The following is a 24,832-nucleotide window of genomic DNA, read 5'->3' as shown; positions in this document are numbered from 1 at the left end:
GCGGAGATCAGGGCTTGCGGTGGCGGCCGGTGCCCGGGGCCAGGGGCGGGCCGGCGGGGCCGGTGGGCGGGGTGTCGGCCTCGGGGTAGAGGAGGCGCTTGGCCGCCGCGAGGTCGGGCGTGAACGCGTACGGCTCCCAGGTGTGCCCGTTCCAGCGCTCGACCGCGCGCGGAGCACCGGGGTTGACGTGCGCCGCCCTCGGGCCGCCGCCGGGGGCGAGGGGCACGGCCCGCAGACGACCGGTCTTCGCGTCTCGGCGCTCGGCCCACTCGGACAGCGGTTCGTCGTCCATGTCCCGGAGGGTAGCGGCTCCCGGCGAGGCGTCGGCGGGGTCCTGCGGGCATTGCACAAGAAGGTGTCGCCACGGCGGCGCCGTACGGCGGCCTGCGCGCCCCGGCGCGCGCGGGGGCGCGCCGGGGGCGGGGTCAGCGGAGGTGGGACGTGTCGTTGAGGAGGCGGAGGGAGGCGTTGCCGTCGCCGTAGTAGGCGACCGCGGAGAGGGACGCCGCCGCCAGCTCCATGCGGAACAGGGACTCCGGCGGGGCGCCGAGGGCCAGGCGGACCAGGATCTTCACCGGGGTGACGTGCGTGACCAGCAGCACGGTGCGGCCCCGGTGCGCGGCCAGCAGCCGGTCGCGGGCCGCGGAGATCCGCCGGGTGGCGGCCGCGAAGCTCTCGCCGCCGCCCGTCGGGGCGGCCTTCGGGGAGTCCAGCCAGGCCTGGAGGTCGTCCGGGTGGCGCTCCTGCACCTCGCCGAACGTCAGCCCCTCCCAGGCGCCGAAGTCGACCTCGCGCAGGCCCTCTTCGACGGTGACGGCGAGGCCGAGCCGGTCGGCGACCGTCTGCGCGGTCTCCCGGCAGCGGCGCAGCGGCGAGCTGACGACCGTCTGGATGGTGCCGCGCGCGGCCAGCGCCTCGGCCACCGCGTAGGCCTGCCGGCGGCCGGCGGGGGACAGTTCGGGGTCGCTGCCGCCGCTGCCGGAGAAGCGCTTCTGCGGGGTGAGGGCGGTCTCGCCGTGCCGGAGCAGGACGAACGTCGACGGGGGCCCGAGGTCGGGGCCCCAGCCCCGGCCGGCCTTCGGCGCGGCGGCGGCCGGCCCCGCTTCGGCTGCCGGCGCCGGAAGGACGGCGGTCGTGGGGGCGGCGGTCCCCGGCGCCGCCGCGGCAGGCGCGGCAGCGGACCCCGCGGCAGGCGCGGGTGCGGACGCGGACCCCGCGGCCGCCGCCGAGGCGGCGAGGGCTGCGCGGACCGCGGCGGCGCCTGCCGTGGCGTCGCCCGGCGGGCCCGCCGGGGGCGGTGTGGCCAGAGTGCGGGCCGCCGAGGCGTCCAGGGCGGCCGCGGACGCGGACGGCTCCCACTGCCGGCCGGCCCGCCCCGCGTCCATCGCCTCGTTGGCGAGCCTGTCGGCGTGCCGGTTCCGCTCGCGCGGGATCCACTCGTACGTCACCCGGCCGCGCGGCAGGACCGCCGCCGCCTCCGCCGCGAGCGGCTTCATGTCGGGGTGCTTGATCTTCCAGCGGCCCGACATCTGCTCGACGACGAGCTTGGAGTCCATGCGGACCTCGACCGCCGCCTCGGGGTCCAGCTCGCGGGCGGCCTTCAACCCGGCGATCAGGCCCCGGTACTCGGCCACGTTGTTCGTGGCGACGCCGATGTACTCGGCGCGCTCCGCCAGCGTCTCGCCCGTCGCGGGGTCCAGGACGACCGCGCCGTAGCCGGCGGGCCCCGGGTTGCCCCGGGATCCGCCGTCCGCCTCCACGACCAGCCGGGGCATCAGATGCCCGAGTCCGCCGTACGGACCAGGATGCGGCCGCAGTTGTCGTGCCGGACGACCCGGTTCGCGGCCGCGGCCTTGATCTCGTTGACCTCGGCCATGTCGAGCTCCAGCCGGCAGCCCTCGCAGCGGCGCTGGTACAGGCGGGCCGCGCCGACGCCGCCCTGCTTGGCGCGGATCTTCTCGTACAGGGCCACCAGGTCCGCGGGGAGGGAGGCGGCGACGAGCTCGCGCTCCTTCGTGATGCGGGCGGTCTCCGCGTCGAGTTCGCCGGTGGCGGCGTCGCGCCGCGAGGTGGCGTCGGCGAGCTTGGCCTCCAGGGCGGAGACCCGCTCGGTCAGTTCGCCGACCCGCTCCTGCGCGGCCTCCAGGCGCTCCATCACCTCGAGGACGACGTCCTCCAGGTCGGCCTGGCGCTTGGCGAGCGAGACGACCTCGCTCTGCAGGTTCGCCAGGTCGCGCGGGGACATGCCGGCGCCCGAGTCGAGCCGCTGCTGGTCGCGGGCGGCCCGCTGGCGGACCTGGTCGACGTCCTGCTCGGCCTTGGTCTGCTCGCGGGCGGCGTCGCTCGCCTGCGTCTGCGCCGCCACGAGCAGGTCGCGCTGCTGGGAGAGGTCCTTGGTCAGCGAGTCGACCTCGGCGTGCTCCGGCAGCGACGTCCGCTTGTGGGCGAGCTGGGACAGCCGCACGTCCAGGGCCTGGACGTCGAGGAGTCGGATCTGGTCGGCGGGCTCGGCGTTCAGTTGGGGGCTCCAGGGGTAGTCGGGGAGGTTGCGGACGGCGCGTGCGCCGTCCAGGGGTCGGTGACCGTGCGGGACACATGGGTGCGCAGGCCCCAGCCGTGCCGCTCGGAGACGGAGTCGAGCTGGGCCGCGGCCTGCTCGCACCAGGGCCACTCGGTGGCCCAGTGGGCGGCGTCGACGAGCGCGAGCGGGCTCTGCTCGCGGGCCTCGGACGCCGGGTGGTGGCGCAGGTCGGCGGTGAGGAAGACGTCCACGCCGGCCGCCCGTACCTGCGCGAACAGGCTGTCGCCGGAGCCGCCGCTGACGGCGACGGTGCGGACGGTCATGTCGGGGTCGCCGGCGACGCGGATGCCCTGCGCGGTGCGCGGCAGCCGGGCGGCGGCGCGCGCCGCGAACTCGCGGAGCGTCTCCGGGTGGTCGAGTTCGCAGATCCGGCCGAGGCCGCGGCGGCCCTGCGGGTCGGTCGGGTCCGGCACCAGCGGGCCGGTGATCCGCAGGTCGAGCGCGCCGGCGAGCGCGTCGGAGACGCCGGGGTCGGCCGTGTCGGCGTTGGTGTGGGCGACGTGCAGCGCGATGTCGTTCTTGATCAGCGTGTGCACGGCGCGGCCCTTGAAGGTGCCGGCGGAGACCGTGGTCGTGCCGCGGAGGTAGAGGGGGTGGTGGGTGACGAGCAGGTCGGCGCCCAGCTTCACCGCCTCCTCGACGACCTCCTGCACGGGGTCGACCGCGAACAGGACCCGCGCGACCTCGGCATCGGGGTCGCCGCAGACGGTTCCGACCGCGTCCCACTGCTCGGCCCGCGAGGGGGGCCAGAGAGCGTCCAGCGCGGCGATGACTTCAGAGAGACGGGGCACAGGCCAAGGCTACCGTCCGTACGGAAACGAAAAGGTCCGCCCGCGGTGCCCGGCCGCCGGCCCCCGGCGGGCAGCACAGGCGGCGGTGCGGCCCGGCGGGAAACGGCGCCCGGCCACCCTTAAGGGTGAAGCCGGGGAGGTCGTGTTGTTCGGCTGGTAGTGCGAAAACTAGCTTCCTCACCGGAGGTGACGCACGGATGACTGTCTGTGCCATCGAGATCGCGACGGCTGCCCCCTTCACCATCGCCGCGGACGGCTCGTACGCCGCCCGGCTCGCCGGGAGCGGCGAGGCGCGCTACCCGGAGCGCTGGACCCTGGCCGGCCCCGAGCCGTACGCGGTGCCGCTGCCGCTGGCCCAGCCGGAGGAGGCCGACAGCGAGGTGCTGCCGCTCGCCGACGGGCGGGTCCTGATCCACCGGCGGGTCGCGGACCGGCACGCCTTCGCCCTGCTGTACCCGACGGGCGGTGTCGGGGCCGGCCCGCGGACGGGCGAGCTCGCGCTGGGCTCCGTGGTCCCCAAGCGGGAGGACGTACGGGTGTCCCTGCTGCCACCGCCGCCCGGCGGGGCCGGCGCCTTCGCGCTGGCGTCGTCGGCCGCCGGCTCGGCCGTCTGGCAGGTGGCGGGCGGCCCGTTCGGGCCCGTGGCCCGGATCCCCGGCCGCTGCACCGGCGGCGTCTGGCTGGACCGCGGCGGCCGCATACTGGCCCTGGACCGCGAGCGGGAGGGCACCGTCAAGGCCGTCACCGTGGACCTGGGGCGCGGCGAGGCGACCCCGCTGCTCCAGATCGCGGACGGCAGCGAGGACCGGCTGCTGTTCGCCGACCCCGACAGCGGGCTGCTGCTGATCCGGTCGGACGCCGCGGGTGAGCCCCGGCTGGGCTGGGGCGTCCTCGGCAGTGCCCGGCCCGTCCGCTTCCCCGAGTGCCTGCGCGGCCTGCCGGCGACGCCGTTCGCGGTCCAGCCGGGCCAGGCGCTGATGCCGGAGACGTGCGGGGTCGCGTTCCGGCTGGAGGACCCGGCGGACGGCTCCGGCGGCTGGGGCGACGTCGCCCTGTGGCGGCCCGCCGACCGGCGCGTCTTCCGCCTCGCCGCGCCCGCCGGCTGGCTCGGCACCGGCGTGTGGAGCCCCGAGGGCCGCCTGCGGCTGCCTTTCTCCACGCCCGAGGTGCCCTGCGGGATCGCCGGGGTGGCTGTGCCGGACGCGCCGCCGCGACCGGTCCGGGTCGAGTCGCCGCCCGCGGAGCCGGCCGGGCCGGAGGCGGCGCCCCGCCCGGTGCCGCCCCGCCCGGTGCCGCTCCAGCAGGCCCCGCTCCAGCAGGCTCCGCTCCGGAGCGCCGCGCGCTGACCGGCCCTGTCCGGTCGCGCCTACCCGGCCGCCGCCCGGCCGTGCCGCAGGCCGAACACCTCGGCCGCGGCGAAGGACTCGCCCTCCGGGCGGCCCGCGTAGTGCGGTGTCAGGAGCGAGTCCAGCTCCTCGTACGAGAAGACGTCCTTGGCGGTGTCGAACACGGCCGCCACCCTGGGCCGCTCCATCACCGCGACGATGCCGCCGTGGACGACGAACAGCTGCCCGTTCACCCGGCCCGCGGCCGGCGAGGCCAGGTATCCGACGAGCGGGGCGACGTGCTCGGGGGCCAGCGGATCGGGGCGGCCATCGTCCGGCACCCCGAACCCGGCGAAGACGTCCTCCGTCATCCGCGTCCGCGCCCGCGGGCAGATCGCGTTCGCGGTGACCCCGTACTTGGCGAGGGCGAGGGCGGTCGAGGTCGTCAGGCCGACGATGCCGCCCTTGGCTGCCGCGTAGTTCGGCTGGCCGGCCGAGCCGCCGAGGAAGGCCTCGGAGGAGGTGTTGACGATCCGCCCGAAGACCGGGCCGCCCGCCGCCTTCGACCGCTCCCGCCAGTGCGCAGCGGCGAAGCGGGTGGTGTTGAAGTGGCCTTTGAGGTGGACGCGGACGACCGAGTCCCACTCGTCCTCCGACATGGAGAACACCATCCGGTCGCGGAGGATCCCCGCGTTGTTGACCAGGACGTCCAGCCGGCCGAAGGTGTCCACCGCCAGCTCGACGAGTTCGCGGGCCTGCCCGAAGTCGGCGACGTCCCCGGCGTGCGCCACGGCCCGGCCGCCCGCCGCTCGGATCTCGTCGACGACCTCCTGCGCCGGGCCGGCGGACGCGTCGCCCGATCCGTCGCGGCCGGACCGGCCCAGGTCGTTGACGACCACGGCGGCGCCGAGGCGGGCCAGTTCCAGCGCCTCGGCACGGCCGAGGCCCCGGCCGGCGCCGGTGACGACGGCGGACAGTCCCTCGAGTGGCAGCGGCATCTGCGGGTTCCTCTCCGACGGGCGTAAGGGCGTACGGGCCTGAAGGGGCGGTCGAGGGGCGACGGCGCCGCGCCGCTCAGAGTTCGATGCAGGTGCGCAGGGCCGTCCCGGTGCGCATCTGGTCCAGGGCGTCGTTGACGTCGGCGAGCCGCACCCGGTGGGTGATCAGCCCGGCCAGGTCGACGCGGCCCGCCCGCCAGAGGGCGATCGTGCGCTCGTAGGACCGGAGCACGTCCCCGCCGCCGTACATCGACGGCAGGATCCGCTTCTCGTCGAAGAACAGCGAGAACATGTTGACGCAGTAGTCGTCGTCGAGGGCGCCCGCGCCGACCACGACGACGGAGCCGCCGCGCCGGGTCATCTCGTACGCGGTCCGCACGGTCGCGGACCTGCCCACGACCTCGAAGACGCAGTCGAAGCCTTCGCCCCCGGTGATCCGCTGCCGCGCGTCGGCGAAGGCCTCCGGCGCGACCGCCTCGGTGGCGCCGAACCGCAGCGCCGCCTCGCGCCGGGCGGCGACCGGGTCGACGGCGACGACCTGCGCGGCGCCCTGCACCTTGGCGCCCTGGACGACGGAGATGCCGACGCCGCCGCAGCCGATGACGGCGACGGACGACCCGGCCTCCACCTTCGCCGTGTTGATCGCCGCGCCGAGCCCGGTGGTGACGCCGCAGCCGATCAGCGCGGCGATGTCGTACGGCACGTCGTCGGGGATCTTCACCGCGCAGGCGGCCGGGACGACGAGCTCCTCGGCGAAGGTGCCGGTGCCGGCGAAGCCGAAGACGTCGCCGCCGCCGGTGCGCCGGAAGTTGGGGGTGGCGGCGTTCCCGAATGCCGCCAGGCACAGGTGCCCCTGGCCGCGCCGGCACGCGGGGCAGTCCCGGCAGGGCGGCAGCCAGCAGACGAGGACGCGGTCGCCGACGGCGTGGGTGGTGACCCCGTCCCCGACGTCGGTGATCTCGCCCGCGGCCTCGTGCCCGGGGACGAACGGTGCGGGCTGCGGCAGCACCCCGCTCATCGCGGACAGGTCGGAGTGGCACAGGCCGGTGGCCCTGATGCGGATCCGCACCCGGCCGGGCCCGAAGCCCACGGCCTCCATGTCGTCGACTACCTCGAGCTTCTCCTGGCCTATCTCGCTCTGCAGCGCTGCGCGCACGGTGCGGCTCCTCGGCTTGGGGCTACGGGGGTGCGGGGGTGCGGGGGCGACAGGTCCTTAACCGTGCTCGACGACGGTGTCCGCGAGGACGGGGGCGTCGTCCCGCTCCGCGGCGCCCACCGCGACGCGCACCCGGCCGGGCTCCTCCCACATCCGGATCCGCAGCGTCTCGCCCGGGTAGGCGACGCCGGCGAACCGGGTGCGGTAGGCGCGGACGCGGGTGACGTCCCCGCCGAGCGCGGTGTCGACGACGGCCTTGAGGGCCATCCCGTACGAGCACAGGCCGTGCAGGATCGGCCGGTCGAAGCCGGCCGCCTTGGCGAACTCGGGGTCGGCGTGCAGCGGGTTCCAGTCCCCGGAGAGCCGGTAGAGCAGCGCCTGCTCCTCGCGGACGGGCCTCTCCACGACCCGGTCGGGGGTGCGGTCGGGTGCCTCGGCGCTGGCGGAGGGGCCGCGGTCGCCGCCGAAGCCGCCCTCACCGCGGACGAAGATCTGCGCGTCGCTGGTCCACAGCGGGCCGTCGGCGTCCGCGGCCTCCGAGCGCAGCACGATGACCGCGGCCTTGCCCTTGTCCCAGACGGCGGCGACCTTGGAGGTGGCCGTGGCCCTGCCGGTGACGGGGATCGGCCGGTGCAGCTCGATGGAGTGGCCGCCGTGCAGGACGGCTGCGAGGTCGACCTCGATCCCGGGTGCGGAGAGCCCGCCGAGCATGGCCATGCCGGCGCCGGCGACGGTGGCGAAGCTGGGCAGGACGTGGAGGCGGGACTCCAGGGTGTAGCGGAGCTCGTCGGGGTCGGTGGCGGGGATCCCAGCGCCGAGGCCCAGGTGGTAGAGCTGGATGTCCTTGCGGTCCCAGGCGATGTCCCCGCGGCGGGGTTCGGCGGCGAGGGCCCTGGCGGCGTCGATCGGCATGGGGATGGTGCTCCTTGTCCGTGGAAGACCTCGGCGCGGTCGTCCGCACCGTCGGCCGCACCGAGGTCGCATGCGGGACCGGTTCTAGAACGCGTTCCAGTGTCCACCGGTGAGGCATGTATAACGCACGCCCCACCACTTGGGAAGGCCGCTGACTGCGTGTCAGATGGAGGTGTCCGGGTGCGTGTTGCGCAGCCGGACCGGCCGCCGCCCCTAGGGTGGCGGCGTGGACGAAATGCCCGTGGCCCGCCGCCCCGCCAAGTCCCTGCGGGTGCTCCTCTTCCCCCCGGACGCGGCGCTGGCGCTGCGCCTGGGGCTCCAGCCGGACATCGAGATGGTCGGCTCCGCGCTGGCCCGGCCCGCGGTGGCGCTCGTCGAGGAGCTGTCGGCGGTCACGGCGCTGCTGGAGGAGGATCCCGAGTGCCGGGTGCTGGTGATGGCCGGCTCGGCGCACCCCGGACTGCTGGACGCGGCGCTGGCGGCGGGCGCGGCCGGGCTGGTGGTGCGGGACGGGCCGCTGGAGGAGCTGGCGGACGCCCTCCGGCGCGCCTCCCGCGGCGAGACCGTGGTCGACCCCGCCCTGGCGGCCGCCCCGCGCCCGGGCCCCGGACCCGCCGAGGGCCCGGGCTCCGGGGGGCTCAGCGGCGCAACAGGGTGACGACGGCCGCGCCGCCCAGGCCGATGTTGTGGGCCAGGCCGACCGCGGCCCCGGGGACCTGCCGGGCGCCGGCCTCCCCGCGCAGCTGCCACACCAGTTCGGCGGTCTGCGCGAGCCCGGTGGCGCCCAGCGGGTGCCCCTTGGAGATCAGCCCGCCGGAGGGGTTGACGACCCAGCGCCCGCCGTACGTCGTCGCGCCGCTCTCCACGAGGGCGCCCGAGTCTCCGTCGGCACACATGCCGAGGGCCTCGTAGGTGAGGAGTTCGTTGACGGAGAAGCAGTCGTGGAGTTCGACGACGTCGACGTCCTCGATGCCCAGGCCGGAGGCCGCGTACGCCTGGCGGGCCGCGGCGGTCGTCACCGGTTTGCCGACGACGTCGATGCACGAGCCGGAGGCGAAGGACGCGGGCGTGTCGGTGGCCATCGCCTGCCCGGCGATCTCGACGGCCTTGGCGTGCAGCCCGTGCCGTACGAGGAACCGCTCGGAGACGACGACGGCCGCGGCGGCGCCGTCCGAGGTCGGCGAGCACTGGAGCCGGGTCAGCGGCTCGTGGACGGGCTTCGCCGCAAGGACCTCCGCCACCGTGTACACGTCGCGGAACTGGGCGTACGGGTTGTCCGCGGAGTGCCGGTGGTTCTTCGCGGCGACCGCCGCGAGCTGCGCCGGGGTGGTGCCGTACCGCTCCATGTGCTCGCGGGCCGCGTTGCCGAAGAGCTGCGCGGTGGGCGGCGACTGCCCGAAGCCGTGGCGGGCGGCCATGATCCCGTAATGCCGGGCGACCGGGGAGGCCCCGAAGTCGCCCGCGCCGGCGCCGGAGCCGAGGGAGCCCTTCTTCATCTTCTCGAAGCCGAGGGCCAGCACGCAGTCGGCGAGGCCGCCCGCGACGAGCTGCCGGGCCATCACCAGGGCGGTGGCGCCGGTCGCGCAGTTGTTGTTCACGTTGTAGACGGGCACGCCGGTCAGCCCCAGCCCGTACGCGGCGCGCTGGCCGGCGGTGGAGGGCTGGAAGCAGTAGCCGACGGGGACGTGCTCGACCTGCTCGTATCCGATCCCGGCGTCCGCGAGGGCGGCCCGCCCCGCCTCCTCGGCGAGCTCCCAGTACGGCCGGTCGGCCGTTTCGGGCTTCTCGAAGCGGGTCATCCCGACTCCGGCGACGTACGGCTTCATGCCCGTCCCTTCCTTCAGTCCCTGGGGAGGCCGAGGATCCGCTCGGCGACGACGTTCAGCTGGACCTGCGTGGTGCCCCCGGCGATGGTCAGGCAGCGGGACAGCAGCATCCCGTGGACGGCCCGCTCCCCCGGCCCCTCCCGTACGGCGCCCTCGGGGCCGAGGAGTTCGAGGGCGAGCTCGGCGACCCGCTGCTGGTGCGCGGTCTGGACGAGCTTGCGGATCGAGGCGCCGGCGCCGGGCTCCCGTCCGGACACCTGCCGGAGCGTGGTGCGCAGCCCGATGCAGGCCAGGGCGTGGGCTTCGGCGGCGAGCGCCCCGATGCGGGCGCGGCGGGCGCCGTCGAGGCCGGGGGCGCGGGCGAGGAGCACCTCCAGGCCGGTGTCGAAGGCGACCTGGTCGGCCATGTGGACGCGCTCGTTGCCGAGGGTGGTGCGGGCGACCGCCCAGCCGTCGCCGGGCCTGCCGAGGAGGGCGTCGGCGGGCAGCAGCGCGCCGTCGAACCAGACCTCGTTGAAGAGGGTGTCACCGGTGATCTCCCGCAGCGGCCGGATGTCGATGCCGGGGGTGGTGCGCATGTCGACGAGGAAGCAGCCGAGGCCGCGGTGGCGGGGGGCGTCGGGGTCGGTGCGGGCGAGGAGGATGCCGTGGTCGGCGCTGCGGGCGGCGCTCGTCCAGACCTTCTGGCCGGTGATGCGCCAGGAGCCGTCCGGGCCGGTCCGCTCGGCCCGGGTGCGCAGGGAGGCGAGGTCGGATCCGGCGCCGGGCTCGGAGAAGAGCTGGCACCAGGCGAGGTCGCCGAGCAGGGTGGCGGGGAGGTACGCGGCCTGCTGCTCGGGGGTGCCGTGGGCGATCAGGGAGGGCACGACCCAGGTGGCGATCCCGAGGTCGGAGATCCGTACGCCGGCCCGGGCCAGCTCCTGCGCGACGACGAGCTGCTCCAGGGGCCCGGCGCCGAGCCCCCAGGGCGGCGGCAGGTGGGGGGCCGCGTACCCGGTGGGGGCCAGGGCGCGGCGGGCCGCGGCCGGGTCGAGGCCGCGGGCGCCCTCGGCGGCGCGGCGGGCGGCGGGCCGGTACCGCTCGGCCTGCCGGGGGAGGTCGGTGCGGACCTCGCGGCGGGCGCCGGCGGCGGCGAGGTCCGCGGCGTGCAGCCGGTGCTCGTCGCCGGGGCCGAGGAGCTGCCGGGCCACGAGGGCGCGCCGAAGGTGGAGGTGGGCGTCGTGCTCCCAGGTGAAGCCGGTGCCGCCGAGGATCTGGATGCAGTCCTTGGCGCATCCGTACGAGGCGTCCAGGGCGGTGGCGGCGGCGAGGGCGGCGGCGAGCGGGCGGCCGCCGGGCGGCCCGTCGGCGGCGCGGGCGGCGTCCCAGGCGAGGGCGCGGGCCTGCTCCAGGCGGACGAGCATGTCGGCGCACAGGTGCTTGACGCCCTGGAAGCGGCCGATGGGCCGGCCGAACTGCTCGCGGACCTTGGCGTGTTCGGCGGCGGTGTGCACGGCCCAGGCGGCGGTGCCGCAGGCGTCGGCGGCGAAGAGGGTCCGGGCGAGGTCGCGGACGAGGCCGTCGTCGAGGTCGAGGAGCCGGTCGGGCGGCACGGCGGCGCGCAGGGCCCGCACCTCGGCGGTGGGGCGCGTCGGGTCGGCGGCGGTGTGGGTGCGCACGGCGAGACCGGCGGTGTCGACGGCGAACCAGCGGGTGCCGGCGGGGGTGGCGGCGGCGAGGAGGACGAGGTCGGCCTCGCCGGCGCCGAGGACGGGCGGGGCGAGGCCGTCGAGGAGGTGTCCCCCGTGCGGGGCGGGGGCGGCGGCCAGGGTGCCGGGGCCGAGGGCGACGGCCCCGATCCGGGTGCCGTCGGCGAGGGCGGCGGCCAGGTCGGCGGCTCCGGCCCGGTCCAGCAGGGCGGAGGCGAGGGAGTTGGGCAGGAACGGGCCGGGCAGCGCGGCGCGGGCGGCCTCCTCGACGGCGACGGCCAGGTCGAGGAGGGTTCCGCCCTCCAGGTGGGGGGCGAGGAGCCCGGCCGCGGCGAGGCCGTCCCACCAGGCGGGGCGCTCCCCGGTGCGGGGCGGTGCGTCCATCAGGGCGCGGACGCGTTCGGGCGGGACGTGGCGGGCGGCCCAGCCGCGCACGGCGGCGGCCAGGTCCTGCTGCTCCTGCGTGATGGCGATGCCCATGCGGATCCTGCCGCCTCTCCGACGTCCGGCGTCCCGGCGGCCGCGCCGGGGGTGTCCGGCGCCTCGGCCGCGGGCCAGGGTAGAACACGTTCCATTCTGACGGAAGGTCAGATGCACGTCGGGGGGCGGCCGCGGCCCGGACACCGCGAACGGCCGCGTCCGGAAATCGCTCTGGATCCGGCCCGCCCCGAATGATCGAATCGGGGGCGGCCCAGGCCGCCGCCCCTCGCAGCAGCCCCCGGGAAGGAAACGACCCGTGCACCCCCTTCCGTACGCGGACCTCCACGCGCTGGTCCCCCTCGACGTCGAGGCGGAACTGGACGCCGCCATCCGGCGGCTGGGGCCGGAGGCGGACACCCGCGCCGCCCGCGGCGCGGTCGCGGGGCTCCTGCGCCGCCACCCGCTCCGGCACCCCCTGTGGGTACTGCCGCCGCTCGTCCACGGCGCGGAGACCGGCGACGCCGCCCCCGCCGTCCCGCTGGCCGCCCTGCACGTGCTGTGGTGGACCTCCGCCTGCCACCTCGACGACCTGGCCGACGCCCCCGGCCGTGCGGGCCCCGGGGAGCCTGCGCCCGGGCCCGGGCCCGGGCCCGGCCCGAGCGAAGAGCTGATGGCCGCCTTCCTCGCCGGGAGCGTCCTGCCGCTGCGCATCGTCGAGGCGCTGCCCGCCCCGCCGGAGGTGCGCGCGGTCCTGGCATCCGAGGTGCTGACCGCCTGGACGGCCGCCGCGGAGGGGCAGCTGGCCGACATCGGCACGGCCGCCGCGCACGCCACCCGGGAATCCGCGGTGGCCGCCTACCGCGGGAAGTCCGGCGGCCCCTTCGCGATGATCACGGCGATGGCGGCGGAGCTGGCGGGGGCGGAGCCGGGGAGGGTGGAGTCCTGGCGCGAGTTCGGCACCGTGTTCGGCGTCCTCTGGCAGCTGTTCAACGACCAGGAGGACATCCTCACCGGCCGCCACGAGGACCTCCGCAACGGCACACCGACCTACCTGCTCGCCTGCGCCCTCGAAGGAGCCGCCTCGCCCGCCGGCCGGGACCGCCTCATCGCCCTGTGCGAGGCCGCGCGCCGGTCCGCCGCCGCCCGCTCCGAGCTCACGGCGGCCCTCCTCGCGCCGGCCGTGCTCCACCGCTACGGCGCCGGCCTCGGCGCGTTCCGCGCTCGCGCCCACCGCGCCCTCGCCCGGCTCGGCGGCCACGAGCGGTACCTGCCGGCGCTGCGGCGCCTCGTGGACCACGCCTCGGCCCTGCTGCTGCCGCCCGCCGCCCCCGCGGCCCCGCGGCCGACCCGGCCGTGGCGGCCTACCGGGCGGTAGGGCAGCATGGGCTCCGCCCACGCGCAGCACAGGAGGAACCCATGGCCCCCGCCGCCACCCCCAAGCCGGAGACCCTCGCCGCCTTCGAGGCCGCCAAGGGCTTCATGCCCCTGCGCGAGGGGCTCGCCCTGTACGAGGCCGCCGCCGCGGCCGCGGCCCTGGGGCTGCCGCTGCTGGAGGTGGGCACGTACTGCGGGCGCTCGACGATCCTGCTGGCCGACGCCGCCCGCGAGGCCGGCGTCAGCGCCGTCACCGTCGACCACCACCGCGGCAGCGAGGAGCAGCAGCCCGGCTGGGAGTACCACGACCCGTCCGTCGTGGACCCCGAGATCGGGCTGATGGACACCCTGCCGACCTTCCGCCGCACCCTGCACCGGGCGGGGCTGGAGGAGCACGCCATCGCCGTCGTGGGGCGGTCCCCGCAGGTCGCCGCCGTCTGGGGCGGGCAGCTGGGCTTCGTCTTCATCGACGGCGGCCACACCGACGAGCACGCCGCCGGCGACTACGAGGGCTGGGCCCCGCACCTGGCCGAGGGCGGCACCCTCGCCATCCACGACGTCTTCCCCGACCCGGCCGACGGCGGGCAGGCCCCGTACCGGATCTACCTGCGCGCCCTGGCCTCCGGCGCCTTCGAGGAGGTCTCGGCGACCGACTCGCTGCGGATCCTGCGCCGCACCGGGCCCGGCATCTGACCGCGGCGCGGCCACCGGGGGCGCACCGGGCATATCACCCTACGATCGCACCGCGCCCTCGGACGGCCCAGTGCCCGGTCCTGCCCGGGGGCCGGGTCTAGCATCGCGCCGTGCGCAACGACGACAGCTCCCCGCAGCCCGAGACCGCCTCCGCGCCCGCCGCGGACCGGCGGCCCTTCGCTCGCCGCTCCGCCCTCGCCGTCGCCGCGGCGGTGATCGCCCCGACCACCCTGGCCGGCTGGGTCCTGGTCCAGGTCGGCACCGGCGCCGGGGCGGACGACGCCCGTCCGCCCCGTATCGCGGCGGCAGCGGCCGCGACCGCCACCCCCGCGGCCGCCCCGCCCGCCTCCGCCTCCCCGGGCTCCGACCCGAGCGCCGGCGCCCCGGCGAGCGGCGCGCCCGCCCCCGGCGCCACCGCGCCCCTCGCCGGCAAGACCGTGGTCATCGACCCCGGGCACAACACCGGCAACTTCGACCACACCCGCGAGATCAACCAGCAGGTCGACATCGGCACCGCCCGCAAGGAGTGCGACACCACCGGCACCACCACCCGCTCCGGCTACAAGGAAGCCGAGTTCACCCTCGACGTGTCCCGCCGGCTGCGCACGCTCCTCGAAGACCGCGGCCTGAAGGTGGTGTTCACGCACGAGGCCGACCGCGCCTGGGGCCCCTGCATCACCGAGCGGGCCCGCATCGGCAATGAGGCGAGCGCCGACGCCGTCGTCTCCGTGCACGCGGACGGCGTCTCCGAGGGCAGCCGCGGCTACCACGTCATCCTGCCCGCCAAGGTCAAGGGCGGCGCCGCGGACACCGCCGCGATCGTCGGCCCGTCCCGGACGCTCGGGGAGCGGATCGCCGCGAACTTCGCCCGAACCACCGGCACCGGACCCGCCAACTACCTCGGCGGCGGCACGGGGTTGGTCGTCCGCGACGACCTCGGCGGCCTCAATCTCTCGACCCGGCCCAAGGTGTTCGTCGAATGCGGCAACATGCGTGACAGCAAGGACGCGGCGCTGCTGACGAGTCCGCAGTGGCGGCAGAAGGCCGCGCAGGGCATCGCGGACGGGATTGTCGGCTTCCTCGGGGGGTAGTCCTCCGGGGAGGGGCGGCCCTCCGCCCCCGTCCTCTCGGCCGCGGGAAACCTCCGTACCATGGTCCAGCCCGCCCCCTGCTCCTGGTTGCACGACCGCACCACGAGACGACCGAGACCGAGAAGGACACCTAAGACGTGAACATCCGCTCCCTCACTCGAGGCGACGGCGTGGTGATCGGAGCAGCGGTGCTGCTGTTCATCGCCTCGTTCCTCGACTTCTACTCCGCGACCGGCCTGGACCTGCCGAGCGTGTGGGACACCGACATCTACCGGCTGGCGCTGCCGTCCGTCTTCCTGCTGGGCTTCATCGCCGCCGGCCTGCTCGTCGCCGGCCGCTTCCTGCCGGCGGGCCGCCAGCTCGCCGGCCTGCCGCTGTCGGCGTGGGGGACGGTCCTCGCGGTCTCCGCCGCCTGGTCGTCGCTGTGGTCGCTCATCACCAGCCCGAGCGGTGCCGACCTGGGCGCGGGCTGCATCATCGCCTTCCTCGCCACCCTCCTCCTGGCCGGCACCGCCCTGTTCGGCGGGAAGGTCCCGGCGCTCGCCGGCCCGCTGCTCCCGGAGGCCCGCCCGGCCGCGCCGGCGCCGTACGGCGGCCAGCCGCAGCCGGGCGCCGGGTACGGCTACCCGGGCGGCCAGCAGCCCCCCGGCTACGGCACCACCCCGCAGCCCGCCCCGCCGTACGGCGGCACCCCGGGCCCGCAGGACGCGGCACCCGCCCCGGCGGCGGACTTCGCCCCGTTCTGGTTCGCGGTGCCGGTGGCCCGCCCCCTGTACGCGGAGGACGGCTCGCCGTCCCCGATCGCCGAACTCGCCCCCGGCACCTGGTACCTGGCGGTGGACCAGCGCGGCCCGTCCACGCTGATCGCCCAGACGCAGGACGGCCGCCGCGGCGTCCTCAACGACACCTCCGGCATCCAGCGCGGCTGACGCGCCGCATGCGGTCCCGACGGCCCTCCGCCCTTCCGGGCGGGGGGCCGTTGTCCTACAGTCGCCCCGTTCACTGACGTACCGTCAGGAACGTCGGCGAAGGGACCGCTCATGCGCCTCGGACTCGCACTCGGCTACTGGGGCCGCGGCCCCGACCCCGCCCACCTCGCCCTCGCCACCGAGGCCGAGCGCCTCGGCTACTCCTCGGTGTGGACCGCCGAGGCCTGGGGCTCGGACGCCTTCACCCCGCTCACCTGGATCGCCGCGCACACCTCCCGCATCCTCCTCGGCACGGCCGTGGCGCAGATGGCCGCCCGCAGCCCGACCGCCACCGCCATGCACGCCCTCACCCTGGACCACCTCTCCGGCGGCCGCATGATGCTGGGCCTCGGCCTGTCCGGACCGCAGGTCGTGGAGGGCTGGTACGGGCGCCCGTTCCCGGCGAGCCCGCTGACCGCCACCCGCGAGTACGTCGACGTCGTCCGCCAGGTCCTGCGCCGCGAGGCACCCGTCGCCCTGGAGGGCCGCTTCCACAGCCACCCCTACCTCGGCCCCGACGCCACCGGCCTCGGCCGGCCCCTGCGGCCGATCACCCACCCGCTCCGCGCCGACCTGCCGCTGCTCCTCGGCGCGGAGGGCCCGCGCAACGTCGCCCAGACCGTCCGCATCGCCGACGGCTGGCTGCCCCTGTACTGGTCGCCGCTGCGGACCGGCGCCTTCCGGGAGGCCCTCGCCGACCTGCCCGAGGGCTTCCTGATCGCGCCGATGGCCCGCGCCCGGGTGTGCGACGACGTCGCCGAGGGCCTGCTGCCGGTCAAGGCCATGCTCGGCTTCTACATCGGCGGCATGGGCCACGCCGCCCGCAACTTCCACGCCGACCTCATGGCCCGCATGGGCTTCGCGGAGGAGGCCCGCCGTGTCCAGGAGCTGTTCCTCGCCGGACGCCGCAACGAGGCCGTCCTGGCCGTGCCCGACGCGTTCGCCGACGAGGTCAGCCTGGTGGGGCCGCGCGAGCGGATCGCCGAGCGGCTGGAGCTGTGGCGCCGCGGCCCGGTCACCGACCTGCTGGTCACGGCCCCCGACCCGCACACCCTGCGCGTCCTCGCGGAGCTGGTGCTGTGACCGGCCCGGCCGGGAGGGGCCCCGGCCGGGCGGCGCAGGCTACCCGCCGAGCTCGGACACGCTGGGCACCTGGTCCTTGACGGGCGCGCCGACGCTCTTGCCGGCGTCCTTCACGCCGTTGATGACGTTCTGGAACGAGGTGATGTCGGCGTCGGCGACCTCGCCCTTGCGCAGCTTCGTCCCCATCTCCTTCAGGGATTCGATGCCCGCGGTCAGCGGGGCGAGCGCCTTCGACAGCAGCGGGTCGGCCTGGGCGTTGCCGACGGCCGCCTTCAGCCGGTTGTACGCGAAGGCGCCCGCGAGGGCCGCCTTGATCAGCGTGAAGGTGCGGCCGCTCGCGCCCTTGCGGAACTTGCCCTGCTGGTACGGCTTGACGATCCACTGGTAGGTGGCGCCGGCCGCGAGCCCCGCGTTGGCGACGAACCGGGTCTTGGCGAACCGCTGCCGCTCGGCGGAGGTGGTGGGCGTCGGCTCGGCCTCCGGGGCGGCGGCCCGGGCCTCGGCGTGCGCGGCCTGCTCCCGCAGGACCCCGGCCTGCTCCGCGTTCCCGAGGATCCGGGCGGCCGCGACGCCCCCGGCGGCGGCCTGCCCGCCCTGGCCCCTCGCCCCGTCGGCCGCCGGACCGCCGCACGCGGCGCCCCCGGCGACCAGCGCGCCCGACAGCGCGAGCGCCGTCAGGCCGCGGCTGAATCGGATGCTCCTGCGTATCGACACGGTTGCCTCCCGGTGGAGTGGGGTGTCCCCGGCAGCGTCACCCCCGGACCCGCCCCCCGCCACTCGGGCCACCCGATCGGCCCACCCGGGTGGCGCGGGCGGCCCTCCGCCCGCACCATCCCCTGCCGCACCCGGCGACGGGCGGGCCCGTCAGGGGCGTCCGCAGCAGTCCGGCTCCAGCCCGGCGGGCAGCGAGAGCCCCCCGAACACGGCCGTGGTGGCCTCGTCGCCGCCGAGCGCGGCGGCAGCCAGCAGAAGCGATCCCGCCGTCCACGTCGTCTGCTCCACCGGCCAGACCGCCTCGTCCTCAAAGACGTACCCGGTCCAGTACATGCCGTTCTCGGCGCGCAGGTGCGTGATGGAGCGCAGGATCTCCAGGGCCCGGTCCGACTCGCCGACCGCCCACAGGGCGAGCGCCAGCTCGCAGGACTCGCCGCCGGTCACCCACGGGTTGGGCAGCACGCAGCGCACCCCGAGGCCGGGGACGACGAACTCGTCCCACCGCTCCTCGATGCGCGCCTTGGCCGCCGCGCCCGTCACGGCCCCGCCGAGGACGGGGTAGTACCAGTCCATCGAGTAGCGGGACTTGTCCAGGAACCGCTCCGGGTGGCTGCGTATCGCGTGCCCGAGCGCGCCGGCCGCCAGCTCCCAGTCCGGCTGGGGGTCCTCCCGGTGCTCGGCGATCGCCAGCGCGCACCGCAGCGCCTGGTGGATGGAGGAGGAGCCGGTGAGCAGCGCGTCCGCGACGGGCGTGCCGTCTGCCTCGCGCTTCCAGCCGATCTCGCCGCCGGGCTGCTGGAGGTCCAGGACGAACTCCACGGCCGCGTACACGACGGGCCACATGAGCTCGAGGAACCGGTCGTCGCCGGTGGCCAGGTAGTGGTGCCACACCCCGACCGCCACGTACGCGGTGAAGTTGGTCTCCCGCCCGGCGTCCTGCGGGCTCACGGTGTCGACGCCGCCCGGCCGGTCGGCGTACGCCGCGTACCAGGAGCCGTCGGTGTTCTGGTGCCGGGCCAGCCACCGGTAGGCGCGCTCGGCGGCGGCGTGCTCGCCGGCCGCGTCGAGCGCCATGGCGGCCTCGGTGTGGTCCCACGGGTCCAGGTGGTGGCCGCGGAACCAGGGGATCGCGCCGTCGGAGCGCTGCACGGCGAGGATCCCGGCGACGGTCTCCGCGGCCTGCTGCGCCGTCAGCACCCCGTCCAGGGCGAGGCGTTCGGTGCGCCCGGTGGAGCTCACTGGGCGGCGCCGACGGGAAGGTGCGGCTTGGTCGCGTACACGACGAAGCTCTTGCCGATGAGGGGGTTCAGGGCCTGCTCGGCGAGGCGCGTCGCGAGCGGCTTCTTCATGATGTCCCAGACCAGCAGCTTGTGGTAGGCGCGGACGGGCAGGGCCTTGTCGTTGTCGACGCCGAAGGCGCACTTGAGCCACCAGTACGGGGAGTGCAGGCCGTGGGCGTGGTGGGTGCCGTACGGCTTGAGGCCGGCGGCCCGCATCCTGCCGAGCAGCTCGTCGGCCTTGTAGATGCGGATGTGGCCGCCCTCGACCTCGTGGTAGGCGTCGCTGAGCGCCCAGCAGACCTTCTCCGGGCCGTAGCGGGGGACGGTGACGGCGATGCGCCCGCCGGGCTTGAGGACGCGGACCATCTCGGCGAGGACGCCCTTGTCGTCGGGGATGTGCTCCATCACCTCGGAGATGATGACGACGTCGAAGGAGTCGTCGGGGAAGGGCAGTGCGAGGGCGTCGCCCTCCATCGCGGTGGCGGTGGCGCCGGCCGGGGCCTCGCCGGCCTCCTTCATGGCGGCGAACCACTTGGCGACCTCGCGGATCTCCTCGCCGTTGCGGTCGACGGCGACGACCTGCGCGCCGCGCCGGTAGCACTCGAAGGCGTGCCGGCCTGCGCCGCAGCCCAGATCGAGCACGCGGTCGCCGGCGGCGAGCGGGAACCGGGAGAAATCGACGGTCAGCACGGGGTCCTGCCTTCGCTGTCGCGGGGGTGGGGGAACATTCAGCGGGTGCGGCGGGCCTGCGCGATCGCGGCCCGGTAGTGGGCGGCGGTGCCTTCGGCGGCCTTGGCCCAGGTGAACCGGGCGAGGACCCGCTCGCGGCCGGCGGCGCCGAGCCGGGCGCGGAGCTGCGGGTCGCCGAGGAGCCGGCCGAGCGCGGCGGCCAGGGCGCCGGCGTCGCCGGGCGGCACCGCGAGGCAGGTCTCGCCGTCGGGTCCGGCGACCTCGGGGATCGCACCGCCCGTGGTGGCGACCAGCGGGGTGCCGGTGGCCATGGCCTCGGCGGCGGGCAGCGAGAACCCCTCGTAGAGGGAGGGCACGCAGGCGACCTGGGCGCTGCGCACGAGGTCGACGAGTTCGGCGTCGGTGACGCCCTTGACGAAGCGGACGGCGTCCTGGAGGCCGTACGTCTCGATGGCGCGGGCGACGGGCCCCTCCTCGGCGCGCTTGCCGACGACGACGAGGTGCGCGGCGGGCTGCTCGGTGCGCAGCTTGGCGAGGGCCTCGACGAGGAACACCAGGCCCTTGAGGGGCACGTCGGCGCTGGAGGTGGTGACGATCCGGCCGGGCACCTCGGCGACCGCGGGGTCGGGCGACCACAGGTCGGTGTCGGCGCCGATGTGGACGACGTGGATGCGCTCGCCGCGCACGCCGAGGTGCTCGGCGATCTCCTGCTTGGAGGAGCCGGAGACGGTCAGCACGGACGGCAGGCGGCGGGCGACGCGGGCCTGCATGCGCGTGAAGGCGTACCAGCGGCGGACGGAGAGGCGCCGCTTGCGGTCGGGGGCGGCGTCGAGCTCCAGCTGCCGGTCGACGGTGATCGGGTGGTGGATCGTGGTGACCAGTGGGGCGCCGAGGTCGCCGAGGAGGCCGTAGCCGAGGGTCTGGTTGTCGTGGATGACGTCGAACTCGCCGGCGCGGGCCGCGAGGTGGCGGCGGGCGCGCAGGGAGAAGGTCAGCGGCTCGGGGAAGCCGCCGGTCCACATGGTGGCGACCTCCAGGGCGTCGATCCAGTCGCGGAACTCCTCGCGCCGCGGGGTGCGGAAGGGGTCGGGCTGGCGGTAGAGGTCGAGGCTGGGCAGCTCGGTCAGGGAGGCGCCCTCGTCGAGGACCGGATAGGGCTGGGCGCCGATCACCTCGACGGAGTGGCCGAGCCGGGCGAGTTCCCGCGAGAGGTGCCGCACGTAGACGCCCTGGCCCCCGCAGAACGGGTTCCCCTTGTACGTCAGGAGTGCGATGCGCAACGGCCGGTCACCGTCCGTCACAGACCCTGCGAAAGGGCTCGTCACCACGGCCTCAGCGGTCACTCTCGGCCCCTTTCTGGCTGCAACTTTCGCCGGAGCGTAACCGCTCGGATAATGTAGAACAAGTTTCAGAGTTGATCCGTCGCGGACCATTGAATCTACCGGCCGGAAACCCCACCGTAAGAGGCGGAGCAGGTGATTCGCGCCACCACGCGGCGCCTGCCATGCTGGGCCCGCACCAGCCCGGAAACGCCCCCGCACCTGCGGGGCTCTCCCAGCCAGCGGCACACCACGGAACGGGGCACATGACAGCGGAAGCGAAGGCCGTCACCACACCGGCGTCCCCTCCCCTGACCGAGCGCCAGGAGGCGCGCCGCCGCCGCATCCTGCAGGCCAGCGCACAGCTGGCGGGCCGGGGCGGCTTCGACGCCGTCCAGATGCGCGAGGTCGCGGAGGCCGCGGGGGTCGCCCTCGGCACCCTCTACCGCTACTTCCCCTCCAAGGTGCACCTGCTCGTCGCCACGATGCAGGACCAGCTCCAGCACATGCACGCCACGCTCCGCAAGCGCCCGCCGGCCGCGGAGGACCCCGCGGCCCGGGTGGCCGAGACGCTGATGCGCGCCTTCCGCGCCCTCCAGCGCGAGCCGCACCTCGCGGACGCGATGGTGCGCGCGCTGACCTTCGCGGACCGCAGCGTCAGCCCGGAGGTGGACACCGTCTCGCGCCTGACGACCGCGATCATCCTGGACGCGATGGGCCTGGACGCGCCGCCGACCGCGGAGCAGCTCTCGGCGGTCCGCGTCATCGAGCACACCTGGCACTCCGCGCTGATCACGTGGCTGTCGGGGCGGGCCTCGATCGCCCAGGTGAAGATCGACATCGAGACGGTCTGTCGGCTGATCGAGCTGACGGCCCCGCCCGAAAAGGCCTGAACCCGCCGTCGGCGGGGGGCCGGGCGGGCGTCCCGGGCGGGTGCCCGCGCCCCGCCCGCCCCGCGCGCCTCACTCCTCGGGCGGGAACACCGCCTCCCCGGTCCCCGCGAGCGTGATCGAGATGGCCTCGACGGGACAGCCCTCGGCCGCCGCAAGGACCGGCTCGCTCGCGTCGGCCTCCTCCCGGCGCGGGTGCGACTGCCGCGCCGCGTCCAGGGCGAAGCCCTCGGGGGCCAGGCCCGCGCACATGCCGGAGCCGATGCACACGGTCCGGTCGACCTCCACCCGCCACCGGTCGCCCACGGCTCAGGCCCCCGCCGCGTACCCGGCCGGCAGGTGGACCATCTTGTGCTCCAGGTACTCGCCGAACCCCTCCGGCCCGAACTCCCGGCCCAGCCCGCTGTTCTTGTAGCCGCCGAACGGCCCGAGCACGTCCAGGCTGAAGGTGTTCACGTTGAAGGTGCCCGTCCGCACGCCGCGGGCGAAGTCGACGCCCCGCTCGACATCCGCTGTCCACACGCTGCCGCTCAGCCCGAACTCGGAGTCGTCCGCGATCCGCAGCGCCTCCGCCTCGTCCCCGTACGGGATGAGGCAGACCACCGGCCCGAAGATCTCCTCCCGGGCGATCCGCATCGCGTTGTCCACCTCCCCGAAGAGGGTCGGCTCGACGTACCAGCCGCGCTCCTGGCCGGCGGGCCGGCCGCCGCCGGCCAGGACCTTCGCGCCCTCCTCCTGCCCGATCCGGATGTACTCCAGCGACCTGCGCCGCTGCCGCTCGGCGACCAGCGGGCCGACCTGCGTCGCGGGGTCGAGGGGGTCGCCGACGACGAGCGCCCCGGCGGCCGCGGCGAGCGCCTCGGCGATCTCGCCGTAGCGGCTGCGCGGCGCGAGGATCCGGGTCTGGGCCACGCACGCCTGCCCGTTGTTCATCCAGGCGGCGGGCACGATCCCGGCCAGGGCCGCGTCGAGGTCGGCGTCGGGCAGGATCACGGCGGCGGACTTGCCGCCCAGCTCCAGCGTGACCCGCGCCAGGTTCCGCGCGGCCACCTCCATCACGCGCCGGCCGGCGGCCGCGGAGCCGGTGAAGGAGACCTTGTCCACGCCCGGGTGCCCCACCAGGTACTCGCTCACCTCCCGGTCGGCGGGCAGTACGGACAGCACCCCCTCCGGCAGCCCGGCCTCCCGGGCGATGCCGGCCAGCAGGTACGAGTCCAGGGGCGACTCGGGGGACGGCTTCAGCACCACTGACGACCCTGTCAGCAGCGCGGGCGCCAGCTTCGCCGCGGCCACGAACTGGGGGACGTTCCACGGGATGACGGCCGCGACCACGCCGACCGGCTCCCGCCGCACCAGGATCGGCCCGAGCGCCCCCTGGCGGCGCTCCTCGAACGGGAAGGCCCGCGCCACCTGTATCGCGGCGTCGTAGACCATCATCGGACCGAGCGCCTGGGCGAGGATGCTCCAGGAGTACGGGGAGCCGTTCTGGGAGCTGATCGAGCGGGCGATCTCCTCGTGGCGGACGGCGAAGGCGTCCTTGATCCGCGCCACGACCGCGATCCGCTCCTCCAGCGGCATCCGCGGCCAGGGGCCCTCGTCGAAGGCCCGGCGGGCGGCGGCCACCGCGCGGTCCACGTCGCCCCGGGAGGCGTGGGGGACGCTGCCGATGACCTGCTCGGTGTGCGGGGAGACGACCTCGATCGTCCCGGCGCCCAGCGGATCCGCCCATTCCCCGCCGATGAACAGCTGTCCGTGGTCCACGCGCTCGGTCATGGCTGATGCCTCCTGCGGCTTGGCGTTCCGGAACTGATACCAGTTCCAGTTCAAGGAGTCCACGGCTCCCGCGCACCCTCCGGAGATCGGGTACTGGCCATCAGGCCCGGGCGCATGGTCGACTGGGGCTACCACTGCAACACGTTCTCGCCATGTGGCTCCGCCGGACGCAGACAGGACCCCCCATGCCACGGAACGCACCCCAGCAGCCACCCCGCACCCCGCCGCGGGTCACCGACCACGGCGGCGGCGTCCACTCCGTCGAGGTCCCCCTCCCGGACAACCCGCTCGGCCACACCCTCGTCCACGTCCTCGACACCGGCCGGGGCCCCGTCCTCGTCGACACCGGCTGGGACGACCCCGCCTCCTGGGACGCCCTCACCGCCGGGCTCGACGCCCTCGGCACCGGCGTGGGCGACGTCCACGGCGTCGTCGCCACCCACCACCACCCCGACCACCACGGCCTGTCCGGCCGGGTCCGCGAGGCCTCGGGCGCCTGGATCGCCATGCACCCCGCCGACACCGAGGTCGTCGTCCGCACCCGCTCCGCCCCGCCCGGCACCTGGTACGCGTACGTCCACGACAAGCTCGCCGCCGCCGGCGCCCCCGAGGAGCACCTCGCCCCGCTGCGCGCCGCCCGCCGCGACCCCCGCGGCATCCCGGGCCTGCGGGCCGCCGTCCCCGACCGGGACATCGTCCCCGGCGAACTGCTGCCCCTGGCCGGGCGCCGCCTGCGCGCCGTCTGGACCCCGGGACACACCCCCGGGCACGTCTGCCTGCACCTGGAGGAGCGCCACCCGGCGGGCCTGCCCGGCAGCGGCCGCCTCTTCTCCGGCGACCACCTCCTGCCCGGCATCTCCCCCCACATCGGCCTCTACGAGGACCCCGACGGCGAGGCGGGCGCCCTCGACCCGCTCGGCGACTACCTCGACTCCCTCCAACGCGTCGCCCGCCTCTCCCCCGCCGAGGTGCTCCCCGCCCACCAGCACGCCTTCACCGGCGCCCCCGACCGCGTACGGGAGCTGCTGCGGCACCACCGGGACCGGCTGGCGGGGCTGCGGCGGCTGCTGGCGGCCCGGCCGCTGACCCCGTGGCAGCTCGCCGAGCGCATGCAGTGGAACCGGCCCTGGGAGGAGATCCCGTACACCTCGCGCACCATCGCCGTCTCCGAGGCGGAGGCACACCTGCGGCGCCTGGTGAAGCAGGGCAGCGCGGAACCGGTCCCGGGCAGCGACCCGGTGGAGTACCGCGCCGCCTGAC

At 75.9% G+C, this 24,832-nt stretch carries 24 protein-coding genes; 9 read left to right on the top strand and 15 right to left on the bottom strand.

Translation table 11 applies throughout. The annotated features are described in order from the left end of the window. Positions 1-7: 7 nt before the first annotated feature. From ACZ462_RS07615 to ACZ462_RS07600, 4 genes are all read right to left on the bottom strand, one after another. Positions 8-292: a DUF6087 family protein gene (locus ACZ462_RS07615; protein ID WP_467804815.1), complete on the bottom strand. Its 285-nt coding sequence runs from the start codon at positions 290-292 to the stop codon at positions 8-10. 133 nt (positions 293-425) lie between these two features. Further along, on the bottom strand, positions 426-1,775 hold the full coding sequence (locus ACZ462_RS07610) for a bifunctional RNase H/acid phosphatase (RefSeq protein WP_467804816.1): 1,350 nt from the start codon (positions 1,773-1,775) through the stop codon (positions 426-428). Beyond that, positions 1,775-2,518, bottom strand: coding sequence for a zinc ribbon domain-containing protein (locus ACZ462_RS07605; protein ID WP_260615538.1), 744 nt, complete (start codon positions 2,516-2,518; stop codon positions 1,775-1,777). Before ACZ462_RS07605 ends, ACZ462_RS07610 begins: the two co-directional genes overlap by 1 nt. Continuing rightward, entirely contained in the window at positions 2,515-3,372 is an 858-nt protein-coding gene (locus tag ACZ462_RS07600) for a Nif3-like dinuclear metal center hexameric protein (RefSeq protein ID WP_467804818.1), read from the bottom strand. The genes ACZ462_RS07605 and ACZ462_RS07600 overlap by 4 nt, the downstream gene beginning before the upstream one ends. Positions 3,373-3,569: 197 nt before the next feature. Here ACZ462_RS07600 and ACZ462_RS07595 point away from each other — a divergent pair, with 197 nt between their 5' ends. Then, positions 3,570-4,718, top strand: coding sequence for a hypothetical protein (locus tag ACZ462_RS07595; protein ID WP_467804819.1), 1,149 nt, complete (start codon positions 3,570-3,572; stop codon positions 4,716-4,718). 20 nt (positions 4,719-4,738) lie between these two features. Here the strand turns inward: ACZ462_RS07595 and ACZ462_RS07590 are convergent, their stop codons facing one another. The 3 genes from ACZ462_RS07590 to ACZ462_RS07580 form a co-directional block, all read right to left on the bottom strand. Next, a complete protein-coding gene (locus ACZ462_RS07590) occupies positions 4,739-5,695 on the bottom strand; it encodes a 3-oxoacyl-ACP reductase (protein WP_467804820.1) in 957 nt (318 codons plus the stop codon). A gap of 76 nt (positions 5,696-5,771) precedes the next feature. Further along, a complete protein-coding gene (locus tag ACZ462_RS07585; protein WP_467804821.1) occupies positions 5,772-6,851 on the bottom strand; it encodes an alcohol dehydrogenase catalytic domain-containing protein in 1,080 nt (359 codons plus the stop codon). A 57-nt stretch (positions 6,852-6,908) separates the two neighbouring features. Beyond that, complete coding sequence (locus ACZ462_RS07580) at positions 6,909-7,763, bottom strand: MaoC/PaaZ C-terminal domain-containing protein (protein ID WP_467804823.1); 855 nt, start codon at positions 7,761-7,763, stop codon at positions 6,909-6,911. Between the two features lie 235 nt (positions 7,764-7,998). Here ACZ462_RS07580 and ACZ462_RS07575 point away from each other — a divergent pair, with 235 nt between their 5' ends. Next, complete coding sequence (locus ACZ462_RS07575) at positions 7,999-8,421, top strand: response regulator (protein WP_467804994.1); 423 nt, start codon at positions 7,999-8,001, stop codon at positions 8,419-8,421. On the opposite strand, the gene ACZ462_RS07570 is transcribed toward ACZ462_RS07575, so the two are convergent. Continuing rightward, the gene (locus ACZ462_RS07570; RefSeq protein WP_467804824.1) at positions 8,402-9,589 is read right to left on the bottom strand and encodes a thiolase C-terminal domain-containing protein; all 1,188 of its coding nucleotides are present in this window, start codon (positions 9,587-9,589) and stop codon (positions 8,402-8,404) included. The genes ACZ462_RS07575 and ACZ462_RS07570 overlap by 20 nt on opposite strands. Positions 9,590-9,603: 14 nt before the next feature. Continuing rightward, positions 9,604-11,757 (bottom strand): acyl-CoA dehydrogenase family protein, encoded by a 2,154-nt coding sequence (locus ACZ462_RS07565; protein ID WP_467804825.1) that lies wholly within the window; start codon positions 11,755-11,757, stop codon positions 9,604-9,606. A 256-nt stretch (positions 11,758-12,013) separates the two neighbouring features. On the opposite strand from ACZ462_RS07565, the gene ACZ462_RS07560 reads away from it, so the two are divergent. The 5 genes from ACZ462_RS07560 to ACZ462_RS07540 all read left to right on the top strand — a co-directional run bounded on the left by ACZ462_RS07560 (position 12,014) and on the right by ACZ462_RS07540 (position 16,906). Further along, on the top strand, positions 12,014-13,072 hold the full coding sequence (locus ACZ462_RS07560) for a polyprenyl synthetase family protein (RefSeq protein ID WP_467804827.1): 1,059 nt from the start codon (positions 12,014-12,016) through the stop codon (positions 13,070-13,072). A gap of 41 nt (positions 13,073-13,113) precedes the next feature. Further along, positions 13,114-13,764 (top strand): class I SAM-dependent methyltransferase, encoded by a 651-nt coding sequence (locus ACZ462_RS07555; RefSeq protein WP_467804828.1) that lies wholly within the window; start codon positions 13,114-13,116, stop codon positions 13,762-13,764. 110 nt (positions 13,765-13,874) lie between these two features. Beyond that, positions 13,875-14,855 carry an N-acetylmuramoyl-L-alanine amidase gene (locus ACZ462_RS07550; protein ID WP_467804829.1) on the top strand — a complete coding sequence of 327 codons (981 nt, stop codon included), beginning with the start codon at positions 13,875-13,877 and terminating at the stop codon, positions 14,853-14,855. A 137-nt stretch (positions 14,856-14,992) separates the two neighbouring features. Beyond that, a complete protein-coding gene (locus ACZ462_RS07545; protein WP_467804831.1) occupies positions 14,993-15,784 on the top strand; it encodes a DUF5336 domain-containing protein in 792 nt (263 codons plus the stop codon). Positions 15,785-15,895: 111 nt separating this feature from the next. Continuing rightward, positions 15,896-16,906 carry an LLM class F420-dependent oxidoreductase gene (locus ACZ462_RS07540; RefSeq protein ID WP_467804832.1) on the top strand — a complete coding sequence of 337 codons (1,011 nt, stop codon included), beginning with the start codon at positions 15,896-15,898 and terminating at the stop codon, positions 16,904-16,906. A 39-nt stretch (positions 16,907-16,945) separates the two neighbouring features. On the opposite strand, the gene ACZ462_RS07535 is transcribed toward ACZ462_RS07540, so the two are convergent. The 4 genes from ACZ462_RS07535 to ACZ462_RS07520 all read right to left on the bottom strand — a co-directional run bounded on the left by ACZ462_RS07535 (position 16,946) and on the right by ACZ462_RS07520 (position 20,933). Then, a complete protein-coding gene (locus ACZ462_RS07535; protein ID WP_467804995.1) occupies positions 16,946-17,614 on the bottom strand; it encodes a hypothetical protein in 669 nt (222 codons plus the stop codon). Between the two features lie 156 nt (positions 17,615-17,770). After that, positions 17,771-18,859, bottom strand: a complete 1,089-nt coding sequence (locus ACZ462_RS07530; protein ID WP_467804833.1) for a prenyltransferase/squalene oxidase repeat-containing protein — start codon at positions 18,857-18,859, stop codon at positions 17,771-17,773. Then, entirely contained in the window at positions 18,856-19,590 is a 735-nt protein-coding gene (locus tag ACZ462_RS07525; protein ID WP_467804835.1) for a class I SAM-dependent methyltransferase, read from the bottom strand. The genes ACZ462_RS07530 and ACZ462_RS07525 overlap by 4 nt, the downstream gene beginning before the upstream one ends. A 38-nt stretch (positions 19,591-19,628) precedes the next feature. Next, the gene (locus tag ACZ462_RS07520) at positions 19,629-20,933 is read right to left on the bottom strand and encodes a glycosyltransferase family 4 protein (RefSeq protein ID WP_467804836.1); all 1,305 of its coding nucleotides are present in this window, start codon (positions 20,931-20,933) and stop codon (positions 19,629-19,631) included. Positions 20,934-21,175: 242 nt separating this feature from the next. Between ACZ462_RS07520 and ACZ462_RS07515 the strand changes: the two genes are divergently transcribed. Further along, positions 21,176-21,802 (top strand): TetR family transcriptional regulator, encoded by a 627-nt coding sequence (locus ACZ462_RS07515; protein WP_467804837.1) that lies wholly within the window; start codon positions 21,176-21,178, stop codon positions 21,800-21,802. Between the two features lie 69 nt (positions 21,803-21,871). Here ACZ462_RS07515 and ACZ462_RS07510 read toward each other — a convergent pair whose 3' ends face one another. After that, positions 21,872-22,105, bottom strand: coding sequence for a ferredoxin (locus ACZ462_RS07510; protein WP_467804839.1), 234 nt, complete (start codon positions 22,103-22,105; stop codon positions 21,872-21,874). 3 nt (positions 22,106-22,108) lie between these two features. Continuing rightward, a complete protein-coding gene (locus ACZ462_RS07505) occupies positions 22,109-23,572 on the bottom strand; it encodes an aldehyde dehydrogenase (protein WP_467804841.1) in 1,464 nt (487 codons plus the stop codon). Between the two features lie 185 nt (positions 23,573-23,757). Here ACZ462_RS07505 and ACZ462_RS07500 point away from each other — a divergent pair, with 185 nt between their 5' ends. Next, a complete protein-coding gene (locus tag ACZ462_RS07500) occupies positions 23,758-24,831 on the top strand; it encodes an MBL fold metallo-hydrolase (protein WP_467804842.1) in 1,074 nt (357 codons plus the stop codon). Position 24,832: the final 1 nt, after the last annotated feature.

The sequence above is a fragment of the Streptomyces sp. NPDC031121 genome, assembly GCF_055570615.1.
The sequence above is the reverse complement of the archived record's forward strand: the minus strand, read 5'-3'. Positions and strand labels throughout refer to the sequence as shown.